The sequence below is a fragment of the Vibrio sp. 1-Bac 57 genome (genome assembly GCF_037546855.1).
GTDB lineage: Bacteria > Pseudomonadota > Gammaproteobacteria > Enterobacterales > Psychromonadaceae > Psychromonas.
Map to the genome: position 1 here is coordinate 66,914 of NZ_JALAAC010000006.1, position 21,520 is coordinate 88,433.

12 protein-coding genes and 3 tRNA genes are annotated in these 21,520 nt (G+C 37.1%); 6 read left to right on the plus strand and 9 right to left on the minus strand.

Going from position 1 to position 21,520, the window contains the following annotated elements:
* Nucleotides 1–113 precede the first annotated feature (113 nt).
* From MT391_RS05585 to MT391_RS05595, 3 genes are all read right to left on the minus strand, one after another.
* Nucleotides 114–3,638 carry an EAL domain-containing protein gene (locus tag MT391_RS05585; RefSeq protein ID WP_499497174.1) on the minus strand — a complete coding sequence of 1,175 codons (3,525 nt, stop codon included), beginning with the start codon at nt 3,636–3,638 and terminating at the stop codon, nt 114–116.
* A gap of 582 nt (nt 3,639–4,220) precedes the next feature.
* A tRNA-Leu gene (locus tag MT391_RS05590) sits at nt 4,221–4,306 on the minus strand.
* Nucleotides 4,307–4,545: 239 nt separating this feature from the next.
* Nucleotides 4,546–5,334, minus strand: a complete 789-nt coding sequence (locus MT391_RS05595) for a TIM barrel protein (RefSeq protein ID WP_499497175.1) — start codon at nt 5,332–5,334, stop codon at nt 4,546–4,548.
* A gap of 441 nt (nt 5,335–5,775) precedes the next feature.
* Here MT391_RS05595 and MT391_RS05600 point away from each other — a divergent pair, with 441 nt between their 5' ends.
* From MT391_RS05600 to MT391_RS05610, 3 genes are read left to right on the plus strand one after another with little or no spacing between them, the layout of a single operon-like run.
* Nucleotides 5,776–6,630, plus strand: a complete 855-nt coding sequence (locus tag MT391_RS05600; protein ID WP_499497176.1) for an SDR family oxidoreductase — start codon at nt 5,776–5,778, stop codon at nt 6,628–6,630.
* On the plus strand, nt 6,631–8,172 hold the full coding sequence (locus tag MT391_RS05605; RefSeq protein WP_499442207.1) for an ABC transporter permease/substrate-binding protein: 1,542 nt from the start codon (nt 6,631–6,633) through the stop codon (nt 8,170–8,172).
* Nucleotides 8,162–8,806 (plus strand): ATP-binding cassette domain-containing protein, encoded by a 645-nt coding sequence (locus MT391_RS05610; protein WP_499442209.1) that lies wholly within the window; start codon nt 8,162–8,164, stop codon nt 8,804–8,806. The genes MT391_RS05605 and MT391_RS05610 overlap by 11 nt, the downstream gene beginning before the upstream one ends.
* 126 nt (nt 8,807–8,932) lie before the next feature.
* Here the strand turns inward: MT391_RS05610 and MT391_RS05615 are convergent.
* Nucleotides 8,933–9,018: transfer RNA gene (locus tag MT391_RS05615), tRNA-Leu, on the minus strand.
* 342 nt (nt 9,019–9,360) lie between these two features.
* On the opposite strand from MT391_RS05615, the gene MT391_RS05620 reads away from it, so the two are divergent.
* Both MT391_RS05620 and MT391_RS05625 read left to right on the plus strand, forming a co-directional pair.
* A complete protein-coding gene (locus tag MT391_RS05620; protein ID WP_499497177.1) occupies nt 9,361–11,178 on the plus strand; it encodes a choice-of-anchor I family protein in 1,818 nt (605 codons plus the stop codon).
* Between the two features lie 222 nt (nt 11,179–11,400).
* Nucleotides 11,401–11,476 (plus strand) — tRNA-Ala (locus tag MT391_RS05625).
* Nucleotides 11,477–11,776: 300 nt separating this feature from the next.
* On the opposite strand, the gene tesB is transcribed toward MT391_RS05625, so the two are convergent.
* From tesB to thrA, 4 genes are all read right to left on the minus strand, one after another.
* Nucleotides 11,777–12,676, minus strand: coding sequence for an acyl-CoA thioesterase II (gene tesB / locus MT391_RS05630; protein ID WP_299659075.1), 900 nt, complete (start codon nt 12,674–12,676; stop codon nt 11,777–11,779).
* A 63-nt stretch (nt 12,677–12,739) separates the two neighbouring features.
* Nucleotides 12,740–14,017, minus strand: a complete 1,278-nt coding sequence (thrC, locus tag MT391_RS05635; protein ID WP_166371869.1) for a threonine synthase — start codon at nt 14,015–14,017, stop codon at nt 12,740–12,742.
* Entirely contained in the window at nt 14,014–14,970 is a 957-nt protein-coding gene (gene thrB / locus MT391_RS05640) for a homoserine kinase (RefSeq protein WP_166371870.1), read from the minus strand. The genes thrC and thrB overlap by 4 nt, the downstream gene beginning before the upstream one ends.
* Nucleotides 14,971–15,065: 95 nt before the next feature.
* Nucleotides 15,066–17,528, minus strand: coding sequence for a bifunctional aspartate kinase/homoserine dehydrogenase I (gene thrA / locus MT391_RS05645; protein WP_299659065.1), 2,463 nt, complete (start codon nt 17,526–17,528; stop codon nt 15,066–15,068).
* Between the two features lie 531 nt (nt 17,529–18,059).
* Between thrA and arcA the strand changes: the two genes are divergently transcribed.
* Complete coding sequence (gene arcA / locus MT391_RS05650) at nt 18,060–18,776, plus strand: two-component system response regulator ArcA (protein ID WP_166371872.1); 717 nt, start codon at nt 18,060–18,062, stop codon at nt 18,774–18,776.
* A 247-nt stretch (nt 18,777–19,023) separates the two neighbouring features.
* On the opposite strand, the gene arcB is transcribed toward arcA, so the two are convergent.
* Nucleotides 19,024–21,273 carry an aerobic respiration two-component sensor histidine kinase ArcB gene (arcB, locus tag MT391_RS05655; protein WP_499497178.1) on the minus strand — a complete coding sequence of 750 codons (2,250 nt, stop codon included), beginning with the start codon at nt 21,271–21,273 and terminating at the stop codon, nt 19,024–19,026.
* Nucleotides 21,274–21,520 lie beyond the last annotated feature (247 nt).

Genomic DNA, 21,520 nt, shown 5'->3' on the forward strand with positions numbered 1-21,520 from the left:
TGAAATGCACTGCGATTAACACAATCGCATCGATAAACACCCAAAGCAGCCAAATAGCTTACTTTGCCTTACCTAGCTATACCTTTCAGAACTGGAAAGGCTAGCTTCATTTTTTATTTGTGTTCAAGTTTTATCAGTGTCCAGGTTTTATCTGGTCGCCAACTATTCACCCAAGAAGGTAATTTAGCAGCCGGCATCGGCCTTGCAATACCAAAGCCTTGAGCAAAGTGACAGCCTAAATGCAATAATGCAACACCATGTTGTAACGTTTCCACTCCTTCAGCAATGACTTCTCGTTTAAAGGCTTTAGATAATCCCATGACACCTTCAACAATAGAAAGGTCATCAGGATCATGTAACATATCTCGAATAAAAGTCTGATCTATTTTGATCACATCCACAGGCAACTGTTTCAAATAAGTAAGGGAGCAATACCCAGTACCAAAATCATCAAGTGCAAATCTGACACCAAGCTTAATACAATCAGACATGATTTTTGAAACCTTCTTGATGTCAGCAAGCGCGCTCGTTTCTAGTACTTCTAATTGTAATGAGCTTGGATCAACATATGGGTGTGCATTCAATAGCTCCGATAAGCGCTGAACAAAGTTATTTTGTTGTAACTGCAATGCATCAATATTGACACTGATAGTGGTATGTAGGCCTATTTTTTTCCAATCTGATATTTGTGTAAGTGCACTATCAATGACCCATTCGCCAATAATAATGGTCAATTCATGGCGATCAACTATCGGTAAAAAGTCATCTGGAGAAAGTAACCCTCTTTCAGGGTGAATCCAACGGAGCAATGCTTCTACTCCGATCATTTCACCACTTCGCATATTCACTTTAGGTTGATAATACAAAACAAATTCATTCTTTTGCAAAGCAACACCAATACGGAGTAAGTTCTCATGTAAACTTTTTAACGCTATATCCTGAGCCATATCAAATAGATGATAACGATTTTTACCTTCTTGTTTTGCGCTATACATAGCTTGGTCTGCATGGCGTAAAAGTTGCTCTGCATCAACGCCATCATGGGGATAAATAGTGACACCTACGCTAGCTGAAACATTAATAGTTAAATGTTCGATGGCAACAGGTTCTGACACTGATTTTAACAACCTCTCTAATAAAGGTTCACAGGCTTCCGGTGTATCCAAGTTAACCAATACTGCGACAAACTCATCACCACCAAAACGAGATAACGTATCTTCATCGCGCAGTGTTTTTTGCATCCGCTGTGAAATTTCAACTAATAATTTATCGCCAACATCGTGCCCATGAAAGTCATTAATCGCTTTAAAATTATCTAAATCGAGAAAAACGACCGCTAATGAAAAATTGTTACGTTTACATAAGCGCATTGCTTGTTTTAAACGGTCTGCTAGCAAGCTACGATTTGGTAGATTCGTTAAAACATCATATTGCGCAATATGCTCAAGCTGCTTTTGATGTACTTTAATAGCAGCAATATCAGTATAAAAGGCAATAAAATTTTTCACTTTACCAGCATCATCAGATACGGTGCTGATAGTTAATAAATGAGGAACAATATCGCCATTTTTACAACGGTTCCAAATTTCTCCAGTCCAATACCCTTGATGATAAATTGCTTGCCACATTTCATGATAAAAATCATCCGAGTAATTTCCTGATTTAAAAATATTAGTTTTTTTACCAAATACTTCATCGCTTGAGTAACCAGTTAAGTGAGTAAAAGCACTATTTACTTCAATAATATGATTGTTTTCATCGGCAATAATAATTGCTTCTTTAGCATGCGTGAACACACCTGCAGCTAGTTTTAATTTATCTTCAGCTAATCGACGGTCAGTGATGTCCACTCCCACGGCATAAATTCGCTGTTGCTCCACCGATGCTGTTGCGGACCACATAATTAAACGATATTTCCCTTGTTTATTCATGTATCTATTTTCAAAAGAGTAAGTGCTCTCTCCTGCTTGCAAATTGATTGTTTCTGATGCTGTTTTATCGGCATCATCAGGGTGGAGTAAATCGAAAACATTACTATTCAGTAATTCTTCACGACTAAAACCAAGTATCGACTGCCACCCTGTATTAGCCTTAAGAATCAAACCATCAAAGCTCACTATTACATGCAAATTCATCGGCAGTTTAAAAAACTCATTTAATGTATCGCGATTGTGTTTATCAACCGTCATATCTTTCACAAAAGCGCCCATTCCGGTTACCTTCCCGAGGCTATTAAGAATTAGGGTGTTATACCAATTGCAATAAATGGTGTGTCCGTCTTTAGTGATATTAGATATACTAAATTGCTTCCCTCCTCGATGACCTAATAGTGAATCATAATAGGCAAAAAAATCACTTCGTAAATCAGGTGCAACAATTAGGTTTACAATATTTGAACCAATAGCCTCTTCGGAAGCATAACCAAAGATCGCTTGTGCTGCATGATTCCACTCAGTACAGATAAAATTAACATCCCATGCTATTGAGCCTAATGGGGTATTTCGTAAATGTCTTGATAAACTGGCTTCGCTTTCCCTTAAAAATAACTGGCTATCTTTAAGTTGTTGTTCAGCTTCTAGTCTCGTTTTGGCCATTGCAGAAAAGTTTTTTTGTAAATCAATAAGCTCCTTGGTTTCACCAACAAAATCTAAATCTGTTTTTTCACCTAGTTCAAGTTGTTTACTGGAGACTTCAAGTGCTTTAATTGGTTTTAAAATATTTTCCCTTATTACCCAGACTGCAAATAAAGTGATCAATAAGATAAAGCCAACAAGAAATATAGTGATGCGTGACAATCTTGAGTCGATAATAGCTAATTCATGATCAAAGGGTATACCTACGATAAATCGTACAGCTTGATCATTAACTTCAGAACTTAGTTTTCTATTAACAAAGATCCTCATGTAACCATTTTGATCTTTTCTTATTTGGGTTTGTTGAGCAGATGTTGCTTTACTAAAACTTGGAATATCTTTAACTGATTTCCCAATGAGCGCTTTATTTTCAGGATAGTTAGCAATTATTTTGTCATTAACGTCAGTGATATAGGCAACGGTATTTACCGGTAAATGCGTAGATTCTAACTTTTTACTCCACCATTCCAGTGATACCACAGCAACGACCACCGCAGCAAGCTGATCTGTTTTAGTATCAATCACAGGATAAGCAAAGTTAATACTGGTGGTCTGGCTAGCTCTATCAAATTGAAATTGACCGATGGCAAAGGACCGCTTAGATATCGCCTTTTGAATATAAGGTCTGTCAGCGACGTTTACAGGCGTCGTTAAAGGATGAGCATTACAGAGTAATTGACCTTTTATGTTAGGGGCCCCAAGATTGACATAGGACTCAGATAGCTGCTCGATATCAGATAAAAAAGCATTACATTCTGCGGAATCAGGGGTTAATAACTGAGGATATTTAGATAGTCGTTTTAAGAATTTTTCAGTTTCATCAATAATTTTTATTTGTTCCGCTGCCATATAATCAACAACATCAATCGCACGTAATCTAGCAGTTTCGATGGCACTACTGCGCTCTTGAGTTGCTTGAAAAAAAACAGCAATAAATCCCGGCAATATAATCATAAAAATTAAAAATAATAATCGAGATTTTAATGAATGGAGAAAAGTGAGCATTTATCTATTACCTTACTCAACATAACGCAATGACTGCATTAATATACAAAGAACTCACCAAAAATACTGATAAAGGAGAAACGAGCAACGTAACAAATAAAGATAATAGGCCCCACCTCATCATTCACAACACAGCTTTGGTTTAAGTTTAACTTTAACTTTAACTTTAACTTTAACTGACTAGGTTATTTCTTAATTAATCTTGAACTATTCATTTCTGCTGCAAATAAAAAGCTGTCCCATTCTCTATTTTTCTGTATTGATTATTCATATCATTTTATTATGAGTCACTATTCTTTCAGTAATGTATTAAACGAACTAAAAAATGACAAGTAGATGATTAAGTCAAATTTAACTTAACTAGATAAATATATCTATGATGCAAACCACTACTTTTGAGTTGTTTTTATGATTTTGTTCTCTTTTTATCATTAAGCTTCTATTTACTGAATTGAGCGGTTAATCTAAAAGAGATGAAATGGGTGCATACCCTATGATTGAAAGATGAAGAGGTGGAAAAATAAAGAGCATAAATGATAGGCAAAAAAAAAGCTTCGCAAATGCGAAGCTTTTTCTTAAAATTGGTGCCCGGAGACGGACTTGAACCGTCACGACCATAAGTCGAGGGATTTTAAATCCCTTGTGTCTACCGATTTCACCACCCGGGCTATTATCTAAGTTTCTAGATAAGTGGCGCGAATTATATAGTACTTTTTATTAAGTACAAGACGTAATAGTAAAATAACCAAATAAAATCAGTTGATTGATGAAAAATAAAACAATACCCATTAACTCTAGTTTTGGAATGGCGACACAATAACCCTACCTAAAGCAGATTTAACATTGTTTATTATTCAAATCTAAGGCGTCCCAATATTATCGACTTGAAAATAAATCGTAGCACCTACTACTCTAACCAACGCACCACTCCCTGTAATGATTCGGTAGTATTATCTGTTAGTGGCCAATATTCTAAACCTATATATCCGCTAAAATTAGTTTGTTTAATAGCAGAAAAAATTTCAGGATAGTTAATCTCTCCATGTTGTAGTTCATGGCGACCAGGATGTCCTGCTGCATGAAAATGACCAATATAATCGATATTAGCCAATATATTGTTGATAATATTTCCTTCGCTAATTTGCTGGTGATAAATATCAAATAACACTTTTACGTTAGGGCTGGAAACTTGTTTAATAATATCAAAAGCTTCAGCACTTTTTATTAAGTAATAACCAGGGTGATCAACTAGTTCATTTAAAGGCTCAACAACTAACGTAATATCAGCGGCCTCTAACAATGGTGCAGCGGCAGTTAAACCATCTATTAATGACTGTTTTTGCTGTTCGCGTGGCATCCCTACAATAAAATCCCCCACTTGAGAAATAATAGTTTTAATTTTTAACGCTTTAGCCACAGCAATTGAATCACTTAATGCTTGTAAATAAGCACCACGTTGTTCAGCGTCTACTAAGCTGATAAATTTAGTACAGCAACAGGAAATTGATAAGTCATAACGATTAACAGCGGCTTGCAATGCGGTTAAATCTTTATCCCACCAAGACCAGAACTCTATGGTTGATATATTCGCTTGAGCCGTTGCTTGGCAAGCTTGATCAAAAGATAAATTGCCAAAAACAGCATCGATACAAAGTGAAGGTGATAATTTAGTCTGCTTTATTTGCTTAGTCTGCATAGGAACCTTTTATTATTAAATTATTTAAATAATTATGTTTTTATTATCAATTAATTGCGCATGTACTCAGTATCCATTTACTGAAATAACCATGCACTTAAAGCCACGTATTCAAATACCCATTTATTCAAACCTACGCACTCAAATAAGAGTCAACGTTAAAAAATGGAAGCAATTGAAAAAGTTATTTATTTACCATTAATAGGACACTATTAACCTTTCCTGTTAATTTGTTCACATTTATTATATCTGCCCTGATGTTTTTTCATAAACTTATCAGGATTAGTTGTAATAACAAAGTCAGTATTTAAAATAACTTAACTCAGTCATATAACCGTTATCATTCAAGATAAAAATCAGTAAGTCGTAAGGTGAGCAGATTCTAGGCTTATAGGTAAAGCGCTAACGGATATAAATACTTTTAACACCAAAGGGATCCCTATGAAAATTGCAGTTACAGCCGCGAGCGGTCACTTAGGTGCTAGCATTGTTAATGCTTTATTAGCACTTATTCCTAAAGGAAATATTATTGCATTAGCTCGTACACCAGAAAAAGCCGAAAATTTAGGTGTTGAGGTGCGTCCTGGCGACTATGAAAACCCCACTCAATTGCAACAATCTTTGCAAGATGTAGATACATTATTACTCATATCAGGTATGGATGAACCCAGTAAGCGAATTGGTCAACACCGTAATGTAATCAATGCAGCTAAACAAGTGGGCGTTAATAAGATTGTTTATACCAGCATTCAAGGTGCCGAGGAAGGCACCGCTTTTTCCCCAGTGGTGCAAAGTAACCGCCAAACAGAACAAGATGTGATAGATAGTGGTTTAGATTGGGTGATCGGTCGAAATGGTATTTATATTGAACCTGATATTGAATATATCGATAATTATAAAAAAGTTGGACATGTTTTTAACTGTGCAGATAAAGGCCTATGTGGTTATACGACGCGGCCTGAACTAGCTTATGCTTACGCGCGTATGATTAGTGAAGATAAACATAATGGTAAAATTTATAACCTAAATGGCGAGGCAATTTCACAGCAAAAGCTGACGAACTATTTAAATGATGCCTTTGATGCACAGCTAACCTACCAATCAATGAGCGTAGAAGATTATCGTAAAACCCGCTCTAATGAATTAGGCGATTTTCTAGGCACTATTATCGCAGGTATTTACCAAGGCATACGTGAAAACAAAGTGAATAATCCGAGTGATTTTTTACAAGCTGCTGGCCGTGAACATCAGAGTTGGGATAGTTTTTTTACTCACTTAAAAGGGAAGTCTGCTTAAATGGATTTGATTGATAGAATAGGTTATTTTTTAACATTATTTAGTGAGCATTTACTAATTTCATTTTTAGCTATGCTCATTGTTAGTGTGTTTGGGGTCGCTATTGGTATTTGGGTTTTTTATTCATCAAAAGCACAACGCATTATCATGCCTACCGTTAACTTTTTATACACCATTCCCTCCATTGCAATGTTTGGTTTACTCATTCCAATCGTCGGTATTGGGTTACAAAATGCATTAATTGTATTGGTATTATATGGCTTATTACCTATTGTGCACAGCACCTATAGTGGTATGAAAGAAGTCCCTTATAATTTAGTAGATGCTGCCAAAGGGTTAGGCTCAACACCACTGCAATTATTTCGTCATATTTACTTCCCCCTAGCGTTACCCAGCATTTTATCTGGATTACGAATTACCACGGTGATGGTGATTGCTTTGACAGGGTTAGCCGCTCTCATTGGTGCAGGCGGCCTTGGGCAAGCTATTTTCCGCGGCTTGAATACAATGAATACGTCATTAATTGTAACCGGTTCTTTAGGGATTTCGTTATTTGCTATTTTGGGCGATAAGTTTGTAGGGACATTAGAGAAAAAGAATAATCTTCAGCGCATCATTAGTCGTAATGCACTGCCTTCACAAAAGCATTTTATCTATATTAACCTCGCCGTTTTAGCTGTTTTATTAGTGATGTCCTTGGCTTATATTAATCCCTTCGCAAGTGCTAAAGAAAGGGTGATTACAATTGCTTCAAAACCCATGTCAGAACAATACATATTGGGCGAAATAATGTCTCAACTAATTGAAAATGAAACTGATATCCATGTAATTCGACAGTTTGGTATTGGCGGCGGCACGACTAATATACACCCAGCACTACTGTCTGGTGATCTGGACATGTATGTAGAGTATACGGGTACAGCTTGGATGAATGTGTTAAACCAAAAATCACAGCTAGATTTTGGGCAATTACAACAACAGTACCAAGAAAATTACCAATTAAAGTGGTTAGGTTTATTGGGGATGAATAATACCTATGCCATTGCAATTCCAGAATCTATCGCAGCACAAAAACAGATAAAAACGTATTCAGATTTAGTACGCCATAGTGGTGATTTTGATTTTGGTGCAGAATTTGAATTTTTTGAGCGCGCAGATGCTTATCCCAGCTTGATCAAGGTTTACCCTTTTAAATTTGCCAAACTTCATGAAATGGATATCAGTTTACGCTATAAAGCCATCGAAGAAGGCAAGGTTAATGCCATCGATGCCTTTACCACGGACGCACAAATTGAAGCCTTGAACTTGCAGGTATTAGTCGATGATAAGCACTTCTTTCCCGACTATGAGGCGGGGATCGTAATAAGAGAAGCGATATTACAACAATACCCAGCGTTAACTAAACTGTTGATGCAATTGGAAGGTGAAATTTCTACCGATAAAATGCGCAAAATGAACTACCAACTTGAAGTGTTAAAGGAAACACCTAAGGCAATAGCACAAGAATTTTTAGCAACACTAAGGAATAAACATGAGCAATAAAAAAATAGTGGTTGCCGTTAATAATGTGACTTTTTCCTATGATGATAAAATAGTGCTTAAGAATTTTTACCTTAACATTGAGGCAGGTAGTTTCGTTTGTTTAACTGGTGAAAGTGGCTGTGGAAAATCAACATTATTACGCTTGATGAATGGTTTACTAATACCGCAACAAGGTGATATCAATATTGATGGCAAACGATTGACCGCAGAAAATGCAATAGATAACCGACGTCGCATTGGTTATATACTACAAGAAGGTGCTTTATTCCCTCACTTAACCGTTTACCAAAATATGATCTATTGCCTCACGCTATTAAATATGTCGTCTGAAGCCTGTCAAAAACGCATCGATGAATTGTTGCCCTTGGTCAATTTGAGTCATGAACTACTACATCAATTTCCTGATCAACTCAGTGGTGGTCAACGTCAAAGAGTGGGTATTATCAGAGGTATTGCTCATCGCCCTGCCATTGTGTTGATGGATGAACCATTTTCAGCACTGGATCCAGAAACACGTGAAAGTTTACAAGATTTAGTAAAGAGTATTCATCAGCAGACTAATACTACTTTCATAATGGTGACGCACTCCTTAAGCGAGGCTGAAAAATTAGGCTCAGCGATCGTTAACATGTAAAAGATAAGAGAATATAAAGATGGGGAACGATTTTCAGTTCCCCTAAATCAAACTTTCTAATGCCAATACAACTCGAATTTTAAGCAAAAAAAAGCCTCAACATTAGTTGAGGCTTTTTCTTATAATTGGTGCCCGGAGACGGACTTGAACCGTCACGACCATAAGTCGAGGGATTTTAAATCCCTTGTGTCTACCGATTTCACCACCCGGGCGATTGCTTTAAAGCGTGCTTAAGCAATGACGAGCATTATAGAGAAATTAATGTCAGTCACAACCCCTAAACCGCAATAAAATATAATTTACTAACTGATTGCTGATTATTTCAACATATTGATATTTAACAAACAATTTTAGCTTAAAATACCCCCACTAACATTTAACGCTTGAAGTCACTTACAAATATATAGGTACATAAATGAATAGATAAATAGGTAAACAGCAGGCCAAATAATTTATTTGCCTTTTTTATTATAAAAAACGGATTTTAATAAAAATGTCATCTTTTAACGGTACAAGTATGCGCACTTTATTTACTATTCTATGGAAGGTTATCAATGAAACTTAATTTACTGACTAGCATTATTCTTTCTTCTACTTTAATTGGCTGTACAAATACTCCTGTAACAATATCTGGATCTGAGCAGAACATTGATCGCAATATAAGCGAAAGCATTGAGCAACACATCAACCAAAGCATTGAATTACAGGAAGCAGGACGATACCAGTCAAATATCTTTGACCAGAGTGCAGCTGAAATTGTTACTTTTGATAAGCTGACCCAGAAAACATTTGTCGTCAATGCACAATCAGGCAAGATTGATATATTAGATAGCAAAAATATTGATAACCCCACTTTTGTTAACAGCCTAGATATCAAAGCAGATATAAAAAAGCAATTCAACAGCGAAGCCGGAGCTGCTAATAGTGTTGATGTATATAATGGATTATTAGCAGTTGCTATTGCAGCTAAAACTAAAACAGATAATGGCTGGATCGCATTTTACGATACCCAAGATTTACGCTTTATCTCTGCACTTTCTGTCGGTGCCTTACCTGACATGTTAACTTTTACTCCTAACGGACAACAGTTAGTCGTCGCTATAGAGGCAGAGCCTAGCAACGGAAATTATGCCGTTGACCCAGAAGGCGAGATTGCTATCTTAGATATTAAATGGACCAATAAAATATTAAATACCGCCCTCACCCGCTTAACATTCACTGATTTCAATCATGGTGGATCGCGTCACCATCAACTACCAAAAAATTTATTATTAAATGGTTACCAAGCTAGTGTTTCGCAAGATTTAGAGCCTGAATATATAGCCATCAACTCAGATAGTAGTAAAGCTTATGTCGCACTGCAGGAAAATAATGCTATCGCGATTATAGATTTAGCAGCAAAGTCCATTGAACGTATTATGTCACTTGGTTTTAAAGACCACTTGCTAAAAGGCAATGAAATTGATGGCAATGATAAAGACAAACAAGCTTTATTAAAAAATGAAGCGTTGTTAGGAATGTATCAACCGGATTCAATTGCGACCACTCGCATTAACGGTCTTGATTATTTAATTACAGCGAATGAAGGTGACGACCGCAGTGATTGGATAAGTGATTTAACACAAGCTGATTGTGAAGCTGGGCATTTTTATTACCATTTACAAGATGCTCAGTGTGGCGATGATATAAGATTAAAAAATGCATTATCTTCTAAGGATTATCAACCGCAATTGGCTAGTGCTAAATTAGACTTATCCAACTTTACAAAAGGTGGAGCATATCAGGAGACGGTTAAAAGAATTAAATTTTCACATTCATTAACAGCTCAGCATGGTGATTTAGACGGTGATGGAAAAATAGATCGTTTATTAACCTTCGGAGGACGCTCTTTTTCTATATGGGACATTAATAGCAGTAAAATGGTATTTGATTCAGGTAGTGATTTTGAACGATTAACAGCACAAAAATACGGTAATAATTTCAACCAAACGCACAACAAACTCAAAGCAGAAAATCGAAGTGCAAAAAAAGGTCCTGAACCAGAGGCATTAACCACTGGCTCAATAAATGCTAAAACTTACGCATTTATAGGGTTAGAGCGAATGGGTGGAATTATGGTTTATGATATTAGCCAACCTGAACAGGCACGATTTGTACAATATCTTAATAATCGCGATATGACGATCAATCCAGCACAAAATAAGCAAAAGAATGAACAAGGGATCACCACCTATCAAGTTGATGCTGGTGACTTAGGTCCTGAAGGCTTCAAGTTTGTAAGTGCAAAAGATAGCCCAAGCGGTACACCAATTTTAATAGTAGGTAACGAGGTCAGTGGTACAACACGTTTTTATCGAATAGCAATAAAATAACAACATATGCTCAACCCGTTATTTACTTATCGACTTGATTAACTATTGTACAAATACAGAGTAAAAACACAAGAACCAACAAATATTTGAATCGAAACAGAGTTTTTACACTATTTGAAATTGACAACTAAAAACAGGGCGAATACAATCCGCTCTGTTTTTAGTAAATAGATTTCCCAACCTACTAAAACATCCACTGCGTTATTGATCACGCACTATAGTGGGGCTATAGCTCAGCTGGGAGAGCGCAACGCTGGCAGCGTTGAGGTCTGCGGTTCGATCCCGCATAGCTCCACCACTTTTTCAAGATTTCCCCTCTACATATTTTAATTTAAAGCGATTATTTTCAAAGTAGCTATCTTTCAAACTGATTAGCTTCCAAACTGACTAGTTTTCACACTGATCATCTTTAAAAGCAACTCTGCCAAATGAGTTTATAGTTACTATTCAAAACAGTTATTGATAAATAACAATTCATAATGACTATCCTAAATAATCATTCAAAGTAACTATTAAAAGCCACTATTAAAATAACTATCCAAAATAGCCATCCTGTTTGTAGTCACCTTTTTCTCATAGTCACTTTTTCTAAAAAATGCTATTTTTCGCTCGTTTCTACCTTTGCTTCTGGTTTTGCTTTACGACGCTGGCGAATCAGCCCTTCTTGAATAGTGGAGGCAACTAACTTGCCGTCTCGAGAGAAAAACTTGCCTGACACTAAACCACGGCCATCGGATGCGACTGAACTTTTTACCGAATAAAGTAACCACTCATCTAAGCGAAAATCATGGTGGAACCACATTGAGTGATCAATCGTCACCACTTGCATACCTTCACTAAAAAAAGAAACACCATGCGGTTGTAATGCTGTTGGTAAAAAATTGAAATCTGATGCATAGGCTAATAAATAGCGATGAACGCGTAAATCATCGGGCATACGTCCATTAGCCTTAAACCAGACTAAGCGTGTTGCCGGTTCAATTTCAGGTTCAATAGGATTGATTAATGTTACTGGACGCATTTCTATCGGTTTTTCAGCAACTAACTTGTCACGAATAGAAGCGGGTAACAGGTCAGAATGTAATAAAGCCATCTCTTGCTCAGAAATAAGATCTTCTGGGGCAGGTGCTTCAGGCATCTCATCTTGATGCTCAAAGCCCTTTTCAGGTGCTTTAAATGAAGCGGTCATATAAAAAATAGGCTTACCATTTTGAATAGCCTTGATTCGTCTTGCAGAAAGTGAATTACCGTCGCGAATTCTTTCAACATCGTAAACAATAGCCCGATCTGTTTTACCTGGACGTAAAAAATAAGAGTGAAATGAGTGTACTTGCTGTTCCTTTTTAACGGTTTCTTTAGCAGCAGAAATCGCTTGCCCCATTACTTGGCCACCAAATACTGCGCCAAACCCTAAATCTTGGCTATCACCACGAAACAAGTTTTCTTCTAACTTTTCTAAGCTTAATTGCTTTAACAGATCGTTTAATACTTTACCCATTTTTAACTCCCAAAAAAGGGCGTGTAATACGCCCTTGTTTATTATTTAAAAAGTAGTTGAAGCTTATAAAGACATGAGTAATTCACGTACTTTTGCAAAATCAACAGGGAACTCTTTTGATAATAGAGGCAATTCTGCACGTGATGCTAACTCTTCAGGAATGAAAATGTCACGCCCTAAAATATCTTCAACACTTTCTTTAAACTTAGCAGGATGCGCTGTACATAAGAACAAACCAGTTTCGTTATCTTTAAGCTGTTTCGTCAACTCATGATAAGCAATTGCGCCATGTGGCTCACATAAATAACCTAGTTTATCCATTTCGATCAAGGTGTCTTTTGTTTCTTGATCCGACAGCTTGCCATAACCTAGTTCCGTTAATGACCAGCCTTTAACTTTAAATAGCTCTTCAATACGTGGCCAGTTATTTGGCGCACTCACATCCATCGCATTTGAAAGTGTTGCTACAGTCTTTTTCGGTGCCCATGTGCCTTCTTGTAAATAACGAGGCACCGTATCATTTTCATTGGTTGCAGCAATAAAACGTTTAATCGGTAATCCTAACGCTTTAGCTAATAGCCCCGCCGTTAAATCACCAAAATTACCACTCGGTACCGAAACCACCAAGTTATCACGTTGTTCAACAGATAATTGTGCAAACGCTTCAAAGTAGTAACAAATTTGTGCAACAAGACGACTAATATTAATTGAGTTTGCAGAGTTTAAACCCACTGCTTGTTTTAACTCTTGGTCATCAAATGCTTGTTTAACCATCGTCTGACAATCATCAAAGTCACCTTCAATCGCAACCGTTGTGATATTGCCACCTAATGTACAAAATAATTTTTCTTGTAATGGGCTAATTTTTCCTTTTGGATAAAGGATAACAACATTAATATTTTCCATGCCGTAAAAAGCATGCGCAACTGCAGCGCCAGTATCACCAGATGTAGCGGTTAAAATAGTGATTTTTCCATCGTCTTTGAATTGCGCTAAACACTGCGCCATGAAACGGCCACCAAAGTCTTTAAAGGCTAACGTAGGACCATGAAATAGCTCTAATGCATTAATATTTTCAGTCACTTTTTTAACTGGAGCAGGAAAAGTAAAGGCATTAGATACGATTTCATAAACAGCTTGCTTGCTCAGTTCATCACCAATCAAATGTGATAAAATTTCAGTTGAGCGATCCACTAAATTCATTTCAAGTAACGAATCGATATTGTCTAATGGAATAATAGCTTCAGGGAAAAATAAGCCTTGGCCACGCCCTAATCCTTGTTTAACAGCTTGTTGAAAGCTGACTTGTTCGCTGTTGTCTTTAATGTTGTATAAATTCATAATTCTTTTCCTAACACGCGTGCACCTTGTTCATCAAGGTGACAAATATGACAGAACCCCTCTTCATTTTGAAGAAAGTTTTCCGTTAACCAAGTTTTTAATAATTCTGCTTGTGACAAATCACTCATCACTGCAAATACCGTTGGGCCAGAGCCAGAAATCCCCATCGCCAGTGCACCACTTTGTTGTGCAAATAAGCGCGCTTGATCAAAACCTGGAATCAATTGAGAACGATAAGGTTCAGCAATCACGTCATTCAGCATTAACGCTGCTAAAGCCGGTTGTTCACTATGACAAGCATGCACAAATGCCCCTAAGCGACGGCCATAAGTCAAGGCATCAGACAAGCGATATTGCGATGGTAATATGTCACGAGCTGCGGCGGTTGAAATAGTAATACCAGGATAAGCAACTACCCAATACCACTCTTTAAATGAAGGGATGGTCTGGCTAATAACGCCACCTTCATTGATCATCAATTGCATACCACCAAGGTAACAAGGAGCAACATTATCATAATGTACGCTGCCACTAATTTTACCTTCCATTTCACCCATGATAGTTAACATCACATGCTCATCTAATAGATAGTCATGCCATGCATTTAAGGCTTCTAGTGCAGCTACGATGGAACTTGAACTAGACCCCAAACCACTTCCAACAGGAAGATTTTTTTCTAAGGTCAATGACACGGGTAATATTTCTTTATGCTGCTTTGCAAGCTCCGCCTGGTAAGCTAAATAACAGTCGTAAACAATATTACTCTTAGAGTCATCGGGTAATTTATGTGCATAAGGGCCAACACATTGTAATGAAAACCCGTAATCACCTTTAGTGATCATAACGCGGTCACCTAATGGAGAACCGTCAATAGGAGTTAAAGCGCCACCTAATACGTCAAATCCCACACTTACATTTGCCGTTGAAGCTGGAGCGTAAACAACAATAGACATATTAAAACCCCTGTTTCTGAATTTGAACGCTGTTCGTAAAACACATTACGCAAGCATTTTTAAATTGTTTTATAGTAGCAAAAATTGCAACCATGTTAGAACTCCTGTTTCCAGTTCAATGTACGAAGTACATCAGCAAACACACCTGCTGCCGTGACTTCCGTACCAGCACCATAACCGCGCAATACTAACGGAATAGGTTGGTAATATTGACTATAAAACGCCAGCGCATTTTCGCCATCTTTTACTTTATTCAATGGATCGTTTTCATCCACGGCCATAATACTACATTTACATTTACCATCTTCAATGCTGCCAATGTAACGTAATACTTTACCTTCTTCATTAGCTTTATCTTGCAACTGTTTAAAGTACTGATCTGCTTCTGGCAAACGTGCCATAAACTCATCAGCAGTCCCAGTATCATCAAAACCAGGCGGTAATGCTTGCTCTACTTCGACATCATCTAACGTTATGTCCATTCCAGACTCACGGGCTAAAATAAGTAGCTTACGCGCAACGTCTGTTCCACTTAAATCATCACGAGGGTCAGGTTCAGTAAAACCAAGATTACGCGCTTCAGAGGTTACATCTGAAAATGATTTTCCATCATCTAACTTACCAAAGATGAACGATAAAGAGCCAGATAAAATACCATTAAATTTAACTAAACGGTCACCTGCGTTGAATAGATTTTGTATATTTTCAATTACCGGTAGACCAGCACCCACGTTAGTATCATATAAAAACTTACGACGTTTCATTAACGCAGTTAAACGTAACTGGTGGTAGTAATCCATGCTACTTGTGTTAGCTTTTTTATTGGCAGTGACCACGTGGAAACCTGCGCCTAAAAAGTCAACATAACGTGCTGCAATACCATCATTACTAGTACAGTCAACAATCACAGGGTTAATAATATGCGAACCATTAACGAGGTTCTTCATTGCCACTAGCGATAACTCTTCAGTGGCATCTTTTAATAAATCGCGCCAATTGTTTAGGTCAACACCATGAACATCCAATAACATCGCACGGCTGTTAACCACACCACAAACTCGAATCGCAATATTGCGTTCTGCTAAATAGGTCTGTTGGCGATGAATTTGATCAATCAATGCACCACCAACACCACCACAGCCAATTACAAACAGGTCAATAAATTGCGTACTGCTAAAGAAACTGTGATGACATGCAATCACTGCTTCATTGGCTTTTTTCTCAGAAACAACGGCAGAGATAGAACGTTCTGAAGATCCCTGTGCAATTGCAGTCACGTTAATAGAAGCATCGGTCAGTGCGGTTAGGAAACGCGCGGCAACACCTTTTTCTTTTTTCATGCCATCACCAACAAGCGAAATAATAGCTTGTTTGTCAATCACATCGATTTCTTCTAGTAAATTATTTTCAAATTCTAGGCTAAATTCTTCAGTTAATGCATCTATCGCTTGTTGTGTATCATTTGAATAAATACAAAAGCTTAAACTATATTCCGATGAAGATTGAGTGATCAAAATAATTGAAACACCAGCACGAGAAACCGTCGAGAAGATACGACCCGCCATGCCTACAATTCCTTTCATACCAGGGCCTGAAATACTTAGCATACTCAGTCCTTTAAGATCTGAAATGCCTTTTACACGTAACTTCTGATTACTTGTTTGTGCACTAATCAAGGTACCTTCCGCTTGAGGATTATGTGTATTTTTAATAAGACAAGGAATATGGTGCTGCGCAATAGGCGCGATAGTTTTTGGATGCAATACTTTTGCGCCAAAATAAGAAAGCTCCATGGCTTCTGCATAGCTTAACGATGTGAGTAATTTTGCATCTTTAACTAAACGCGGGTCACAGCTGTAAACGCCATCAACATCGGTCCATATTTCACAGCATTCTGCTTTTAAACAAGCGGCTAAAACGGCAGCTGAATAATCTGAACCATTACGTCCTAAAACTAATGTTTCACCTTCTTCATTACCTGCTGTAAAGCCCGGCATTAAATAGATAGCGTTAGCAACAATTGCATCTTCAGCTAATAATTTTCGTGATGTTTTAATATCTATTTGTGCTTCTAAATAACCACCTTTAAAAGAGATTAATTTTTGTTGAGGCACAATTACTTCAACATCTTGGCCTTTAGCAATAAGCAATTGCTTCATACAAGCAACACTTAACACTTCACCTTTACTTAAAATACGTGCTTCGATACTCGCTGGACATTGGCCTAATAAACGCACGCCTTCTAATAAATTACTCAGTTCAGCAATTTCATTTTCAAAGGTGTTGCGTAACAAGTCGTCTGCTAATTCTGCGTAGGTTTCTTTTAGGCCTTTAATGAGCTCAGAGAAGATTTTTTGAATTGCAATTAAATGCTCATCAGCAGACAATCCTTGGCTGGTTTTTTCTACTACCGCTACCAAGTTATTGGTCACCCCTGAAGGCGCTGATAATACAAGAGCGATTTGAGACTGTTGCTGATTGTTAATAACAATATCAGCCACCTGATTGAAACGTTGAGCATTTGCTAATGAAGTGCCGCCAAATTTAAGTACGCGCATCGTACCTCCCTGCTTTAATACGAAAAAACCCGCTTTCAATAGCGGGTTTTATGAATGTATAGATTTTCTTTTTTACAAATAGCAAAAAAAGCTGCGAACTAAGCGCAGCTTTCTTCGGTTTGAGCGGAGAAAATAAAATAAAATACATGTGTGTTAATAGTTTCATTATTAAATAAATTTATGGTGAGATTATATCAAAGCTTATAGCGTACTGGAACAAACAACCGATCGAGCTTGCAATTAATTCGCATAACAAATAACAAAATGTTAATTCCCAGCCTCTGTGACTTGATAAATATCAAATAGACAAGGTAAAACGCTTGTTTAAATCCATAATAAGTTGTTATCTATATGTTAAGTAATTACACTTTAAGCACTGAAAACTGAGACTTTTTAAACAGCATTAAATTTAGCATGATTAATTGTTTAAAAAAACGGCCGAAAATCTGCGCGCCATGACAGTTTCACTTAACCTAATATTATCCCGCACAGGTTGAGCAAAGCATTATTAATTTTTATAGGAGTCAATTCATGTCTAGCGCTAACATTTTAGTTGTAGAAGATGAGTTAGTAACAAGAAGTACATTAAAAAGCGTTTTTGAAGCCGAAGGTTATCAAGTATTTGAAGCTAATGACGGTACTGAAATGCACCAAGTATTAGAGCAAAATGAAATAAACCTAATTATCATGGATATTAACTTACCAGGTAAAAATGGACTTTTATTAGCAAGAGAGATACGTGAACATAAAAATATTGCACTTATTTTCTTAACCGGTCGTGACAACGAAGTGGATAAAATCCTTGGTTTAGAAATTGGCGCAGATGATTATATTACTAAACCTTTTAATCCGCGTGAATTGACCATTAGAGCGCGCAACTTATTAACACGTACCATGCAAGACACCCTATATTTTGAGCAAGTACGCCAAAAGGTTGAGCATTATAAATTCAGTGGTTGGACACTAGAAATAGATAGTCGCTCGTTGATTAGCCCCAATGGTGAAGTGTTCAAACTACCGCGTAGTGAGTTCCGAGCGATTTTACATTTCATTGAAAATCCAGGGAAAATACAAACTAGAGCGGATCTATTAATGAAAATGACAGGACGAGAATTAAAAGCGCATGACCGCACGGTAGATGTCACCATACGTCGTATTCGTAAACACTTTGAAACCGTCCCAGAGTCAGCAGAAATTATTTCGACGATTCACGGTGAAGGTTACCGCTTTTGTGGTGAATTAGAATAACTCGCTGCTATTGCCAATTCAATGTGGAGCGAATTTAAAGTAAACAAAAAAGAGATCGTTATCTACATTGATTAAATTTAAAAAGGCCAGTTTTACTGGCCTTTTTTATTATTTGTAGCATATTTATCTGGTTTAATTAGGCTTAGAGCCAACTAATTAAAATCGTTCAATTAGAAAGCCTAAATTGTAAAAATCACCTTATTTATTAACCCAATTTAAAAACCTTCAGACCTAATCTACATAGATATTACCCGCTATTGGCAACAATCCACTTCCTCAGTTTTTTTACATCCTCAAGGTAACCGACTTTGATCAACTCTTGCCAATCATCAATATTGTCCCACCAAGCCGGTAAGTCTGGGGATTGCATCTTTTGCGCTAACTTCTGAATACGTAATAGCCCTACGGAAGCGGCAGCACCTTTAATTTTATGTGATTGCGAAGCGATCCCTTTTTCATTTTTTGCCACCATATGACTTTCTAGAATAGACAAATATTCAGGCATCATAGTTTCAAATAAAGAGACGTTATCTAACATCACTGAAGTCGGTAAAAACTCCATTAATTCTTTCAACATTTGTTCATTAAATAATTCAACCTTAGGCGCTTTTTGTATCGCAGGCTGCACATTAATGAGATTAGTAACCACTTCTTTTTGTTCACTGAAATGGCGTTCCAACATGCTATTAAATAAAGGCAAACTTAAGGGTTTACCAATTGCATCATCCAAGCCTTTTTCAATAAACTGCTGTGTATCGGAAAATACATTTGCTGTTAAGGCAACGATTGGCGGTAATTCAGAATGAATTTCACGTAGACGCTGTGTCACCTCATAACCATTCATGTCCGGCAATTGTATATCCATCAGAATCAACTGATATTCTTTATCGGCCACCTTATCGAGCGCTTGCTGTCCATCCATTGCCACATCTACATGGTGACCTTGCTTTTCTAATAAGGCCCTTGCAACTAAGATGTTTAGTTCTATATCTTCTACTAGCAAAATAGACAATGTTGGTACTTGGAAGATTGACTCTTTTTTTGATGCAGCAACACACACTGTCGGTAAACTAAGCGTGAATGTACTGCCTTTTCCTAATTCACTACGAACCGTTAAACGCCCATTCATTGCTTTAGCAATTTGGCTTGAAACCGACAAACCTATACCCGTTCCCGTTGCATGACGCTCCCCCTGCACTTGATAGTACATGGCGAATATTTTATCTAACTTATCTTTGGGAATACCAACGCCAGTATCTTCGACTTCAAAATTTAACCATGTTTTTTGATCTTCTATAAAACTGCTACAACGTATAGTCACTTCACCTTGTTCGGTAAACTTAACGGCATTAGTGATCAAGTTCCATAGGACTTGTCGTAAACGGGTACCATCAGAGTTAATACATTTAGGTAACTCCCCTTGTTGTTTGAAGATTAAAATTAACTTTTTTTGCTCCGTTTGAATATACGCAAGGCTTTGTAAATCATTAATAAAATCATCTACATTGATACAGTCATTGACTAAATTAAGACGTCGTCTGTCTAACTTATCAAGGTCGACAATATCATTGAATATATTCCCTAGGGTGATAGCACTCATATGAATGGTTTTAAGATATTGAGTCTGTTCTTTATTAAAGTTTTCATCTAGTAACATGCGACTTAAGCCAACGATACCATTGAGTGGCGTTCGCAGTTCATGACTAATCGTTGAAATAAAAGTAGTTTTATCGCGACTGGCTTTTTCTAAAAATTCCTGGTGTTTTTTACGCTCAGTAATGTCGCGACCAAAACCAATTAAACCAACACATTCACGCTGGCTATTAAATAAGGGCAACGCACGGATTTCAAAATAGGCCATGCGCCCGTTTGGGTATTCCAACCACGTTTCATGGATCTGCTCAAGATGCGTTTCAATCACTTTTTTATGTCTCAATGACACAGAGTGAGCATACTCATCGGAATAGATATCAGCAGGTAATAAACCAATTAATTCAGCTTCTGTTTTACCCGAGATCTCTTCCATTGCTTTGTTACAACTGACAAAGCGCTCCACTAAATCTCGATGAAAAATCAAGTCGGGAGAGGTATCAAAAAAAGATTGTAGTAATTTTTTCCCTTCGCGCAGTTGCCGCTGTGTTTTTTGATGATCAACAATCTCATTTTCTAACAAGTGTGTTTTAGCTTTGTCTCGCTGTGATATTTTCTCTAATTTAGCGACTGTCATTGCTAAACGTTGACGCGCATTATCTAAATCATCAACCACTACCGTTAAAAAATACACCGCCCAAGGTGTGATCAATAAACCTAACATAACTGAACGATAAATATCAGCCATATCGAGTGTTTCAGAAAATAGCTGTGCAATGATAATTTGAATACAAGCATCGCCTAGAATAATCGCAAAGGCTAACAACATACTAAATTTTATAGGGCCTAAACGTTTCAAGAGCGAAACATAATAATGTACCCATGTTTTTAGATTAAATAAACTCACAGTTCCTCACAATATTAATAACTTAAATGAATGACAGGATTAAATGATAGGACGCTTAGTGTAACCGTTTTTTAGCCATTAAAAATAATCCCAAGTGCTCAGGGTTTGTTATTCTGTATTCAATATTCATTTATCTGAGACACAATACAAATAAAGGCAATTGGATGTTGCATTGTATCGTTATAACTTCATCCAATTCATTTTACACCTAGACTCGACATATAATCATAATCGACATCAATAAAGC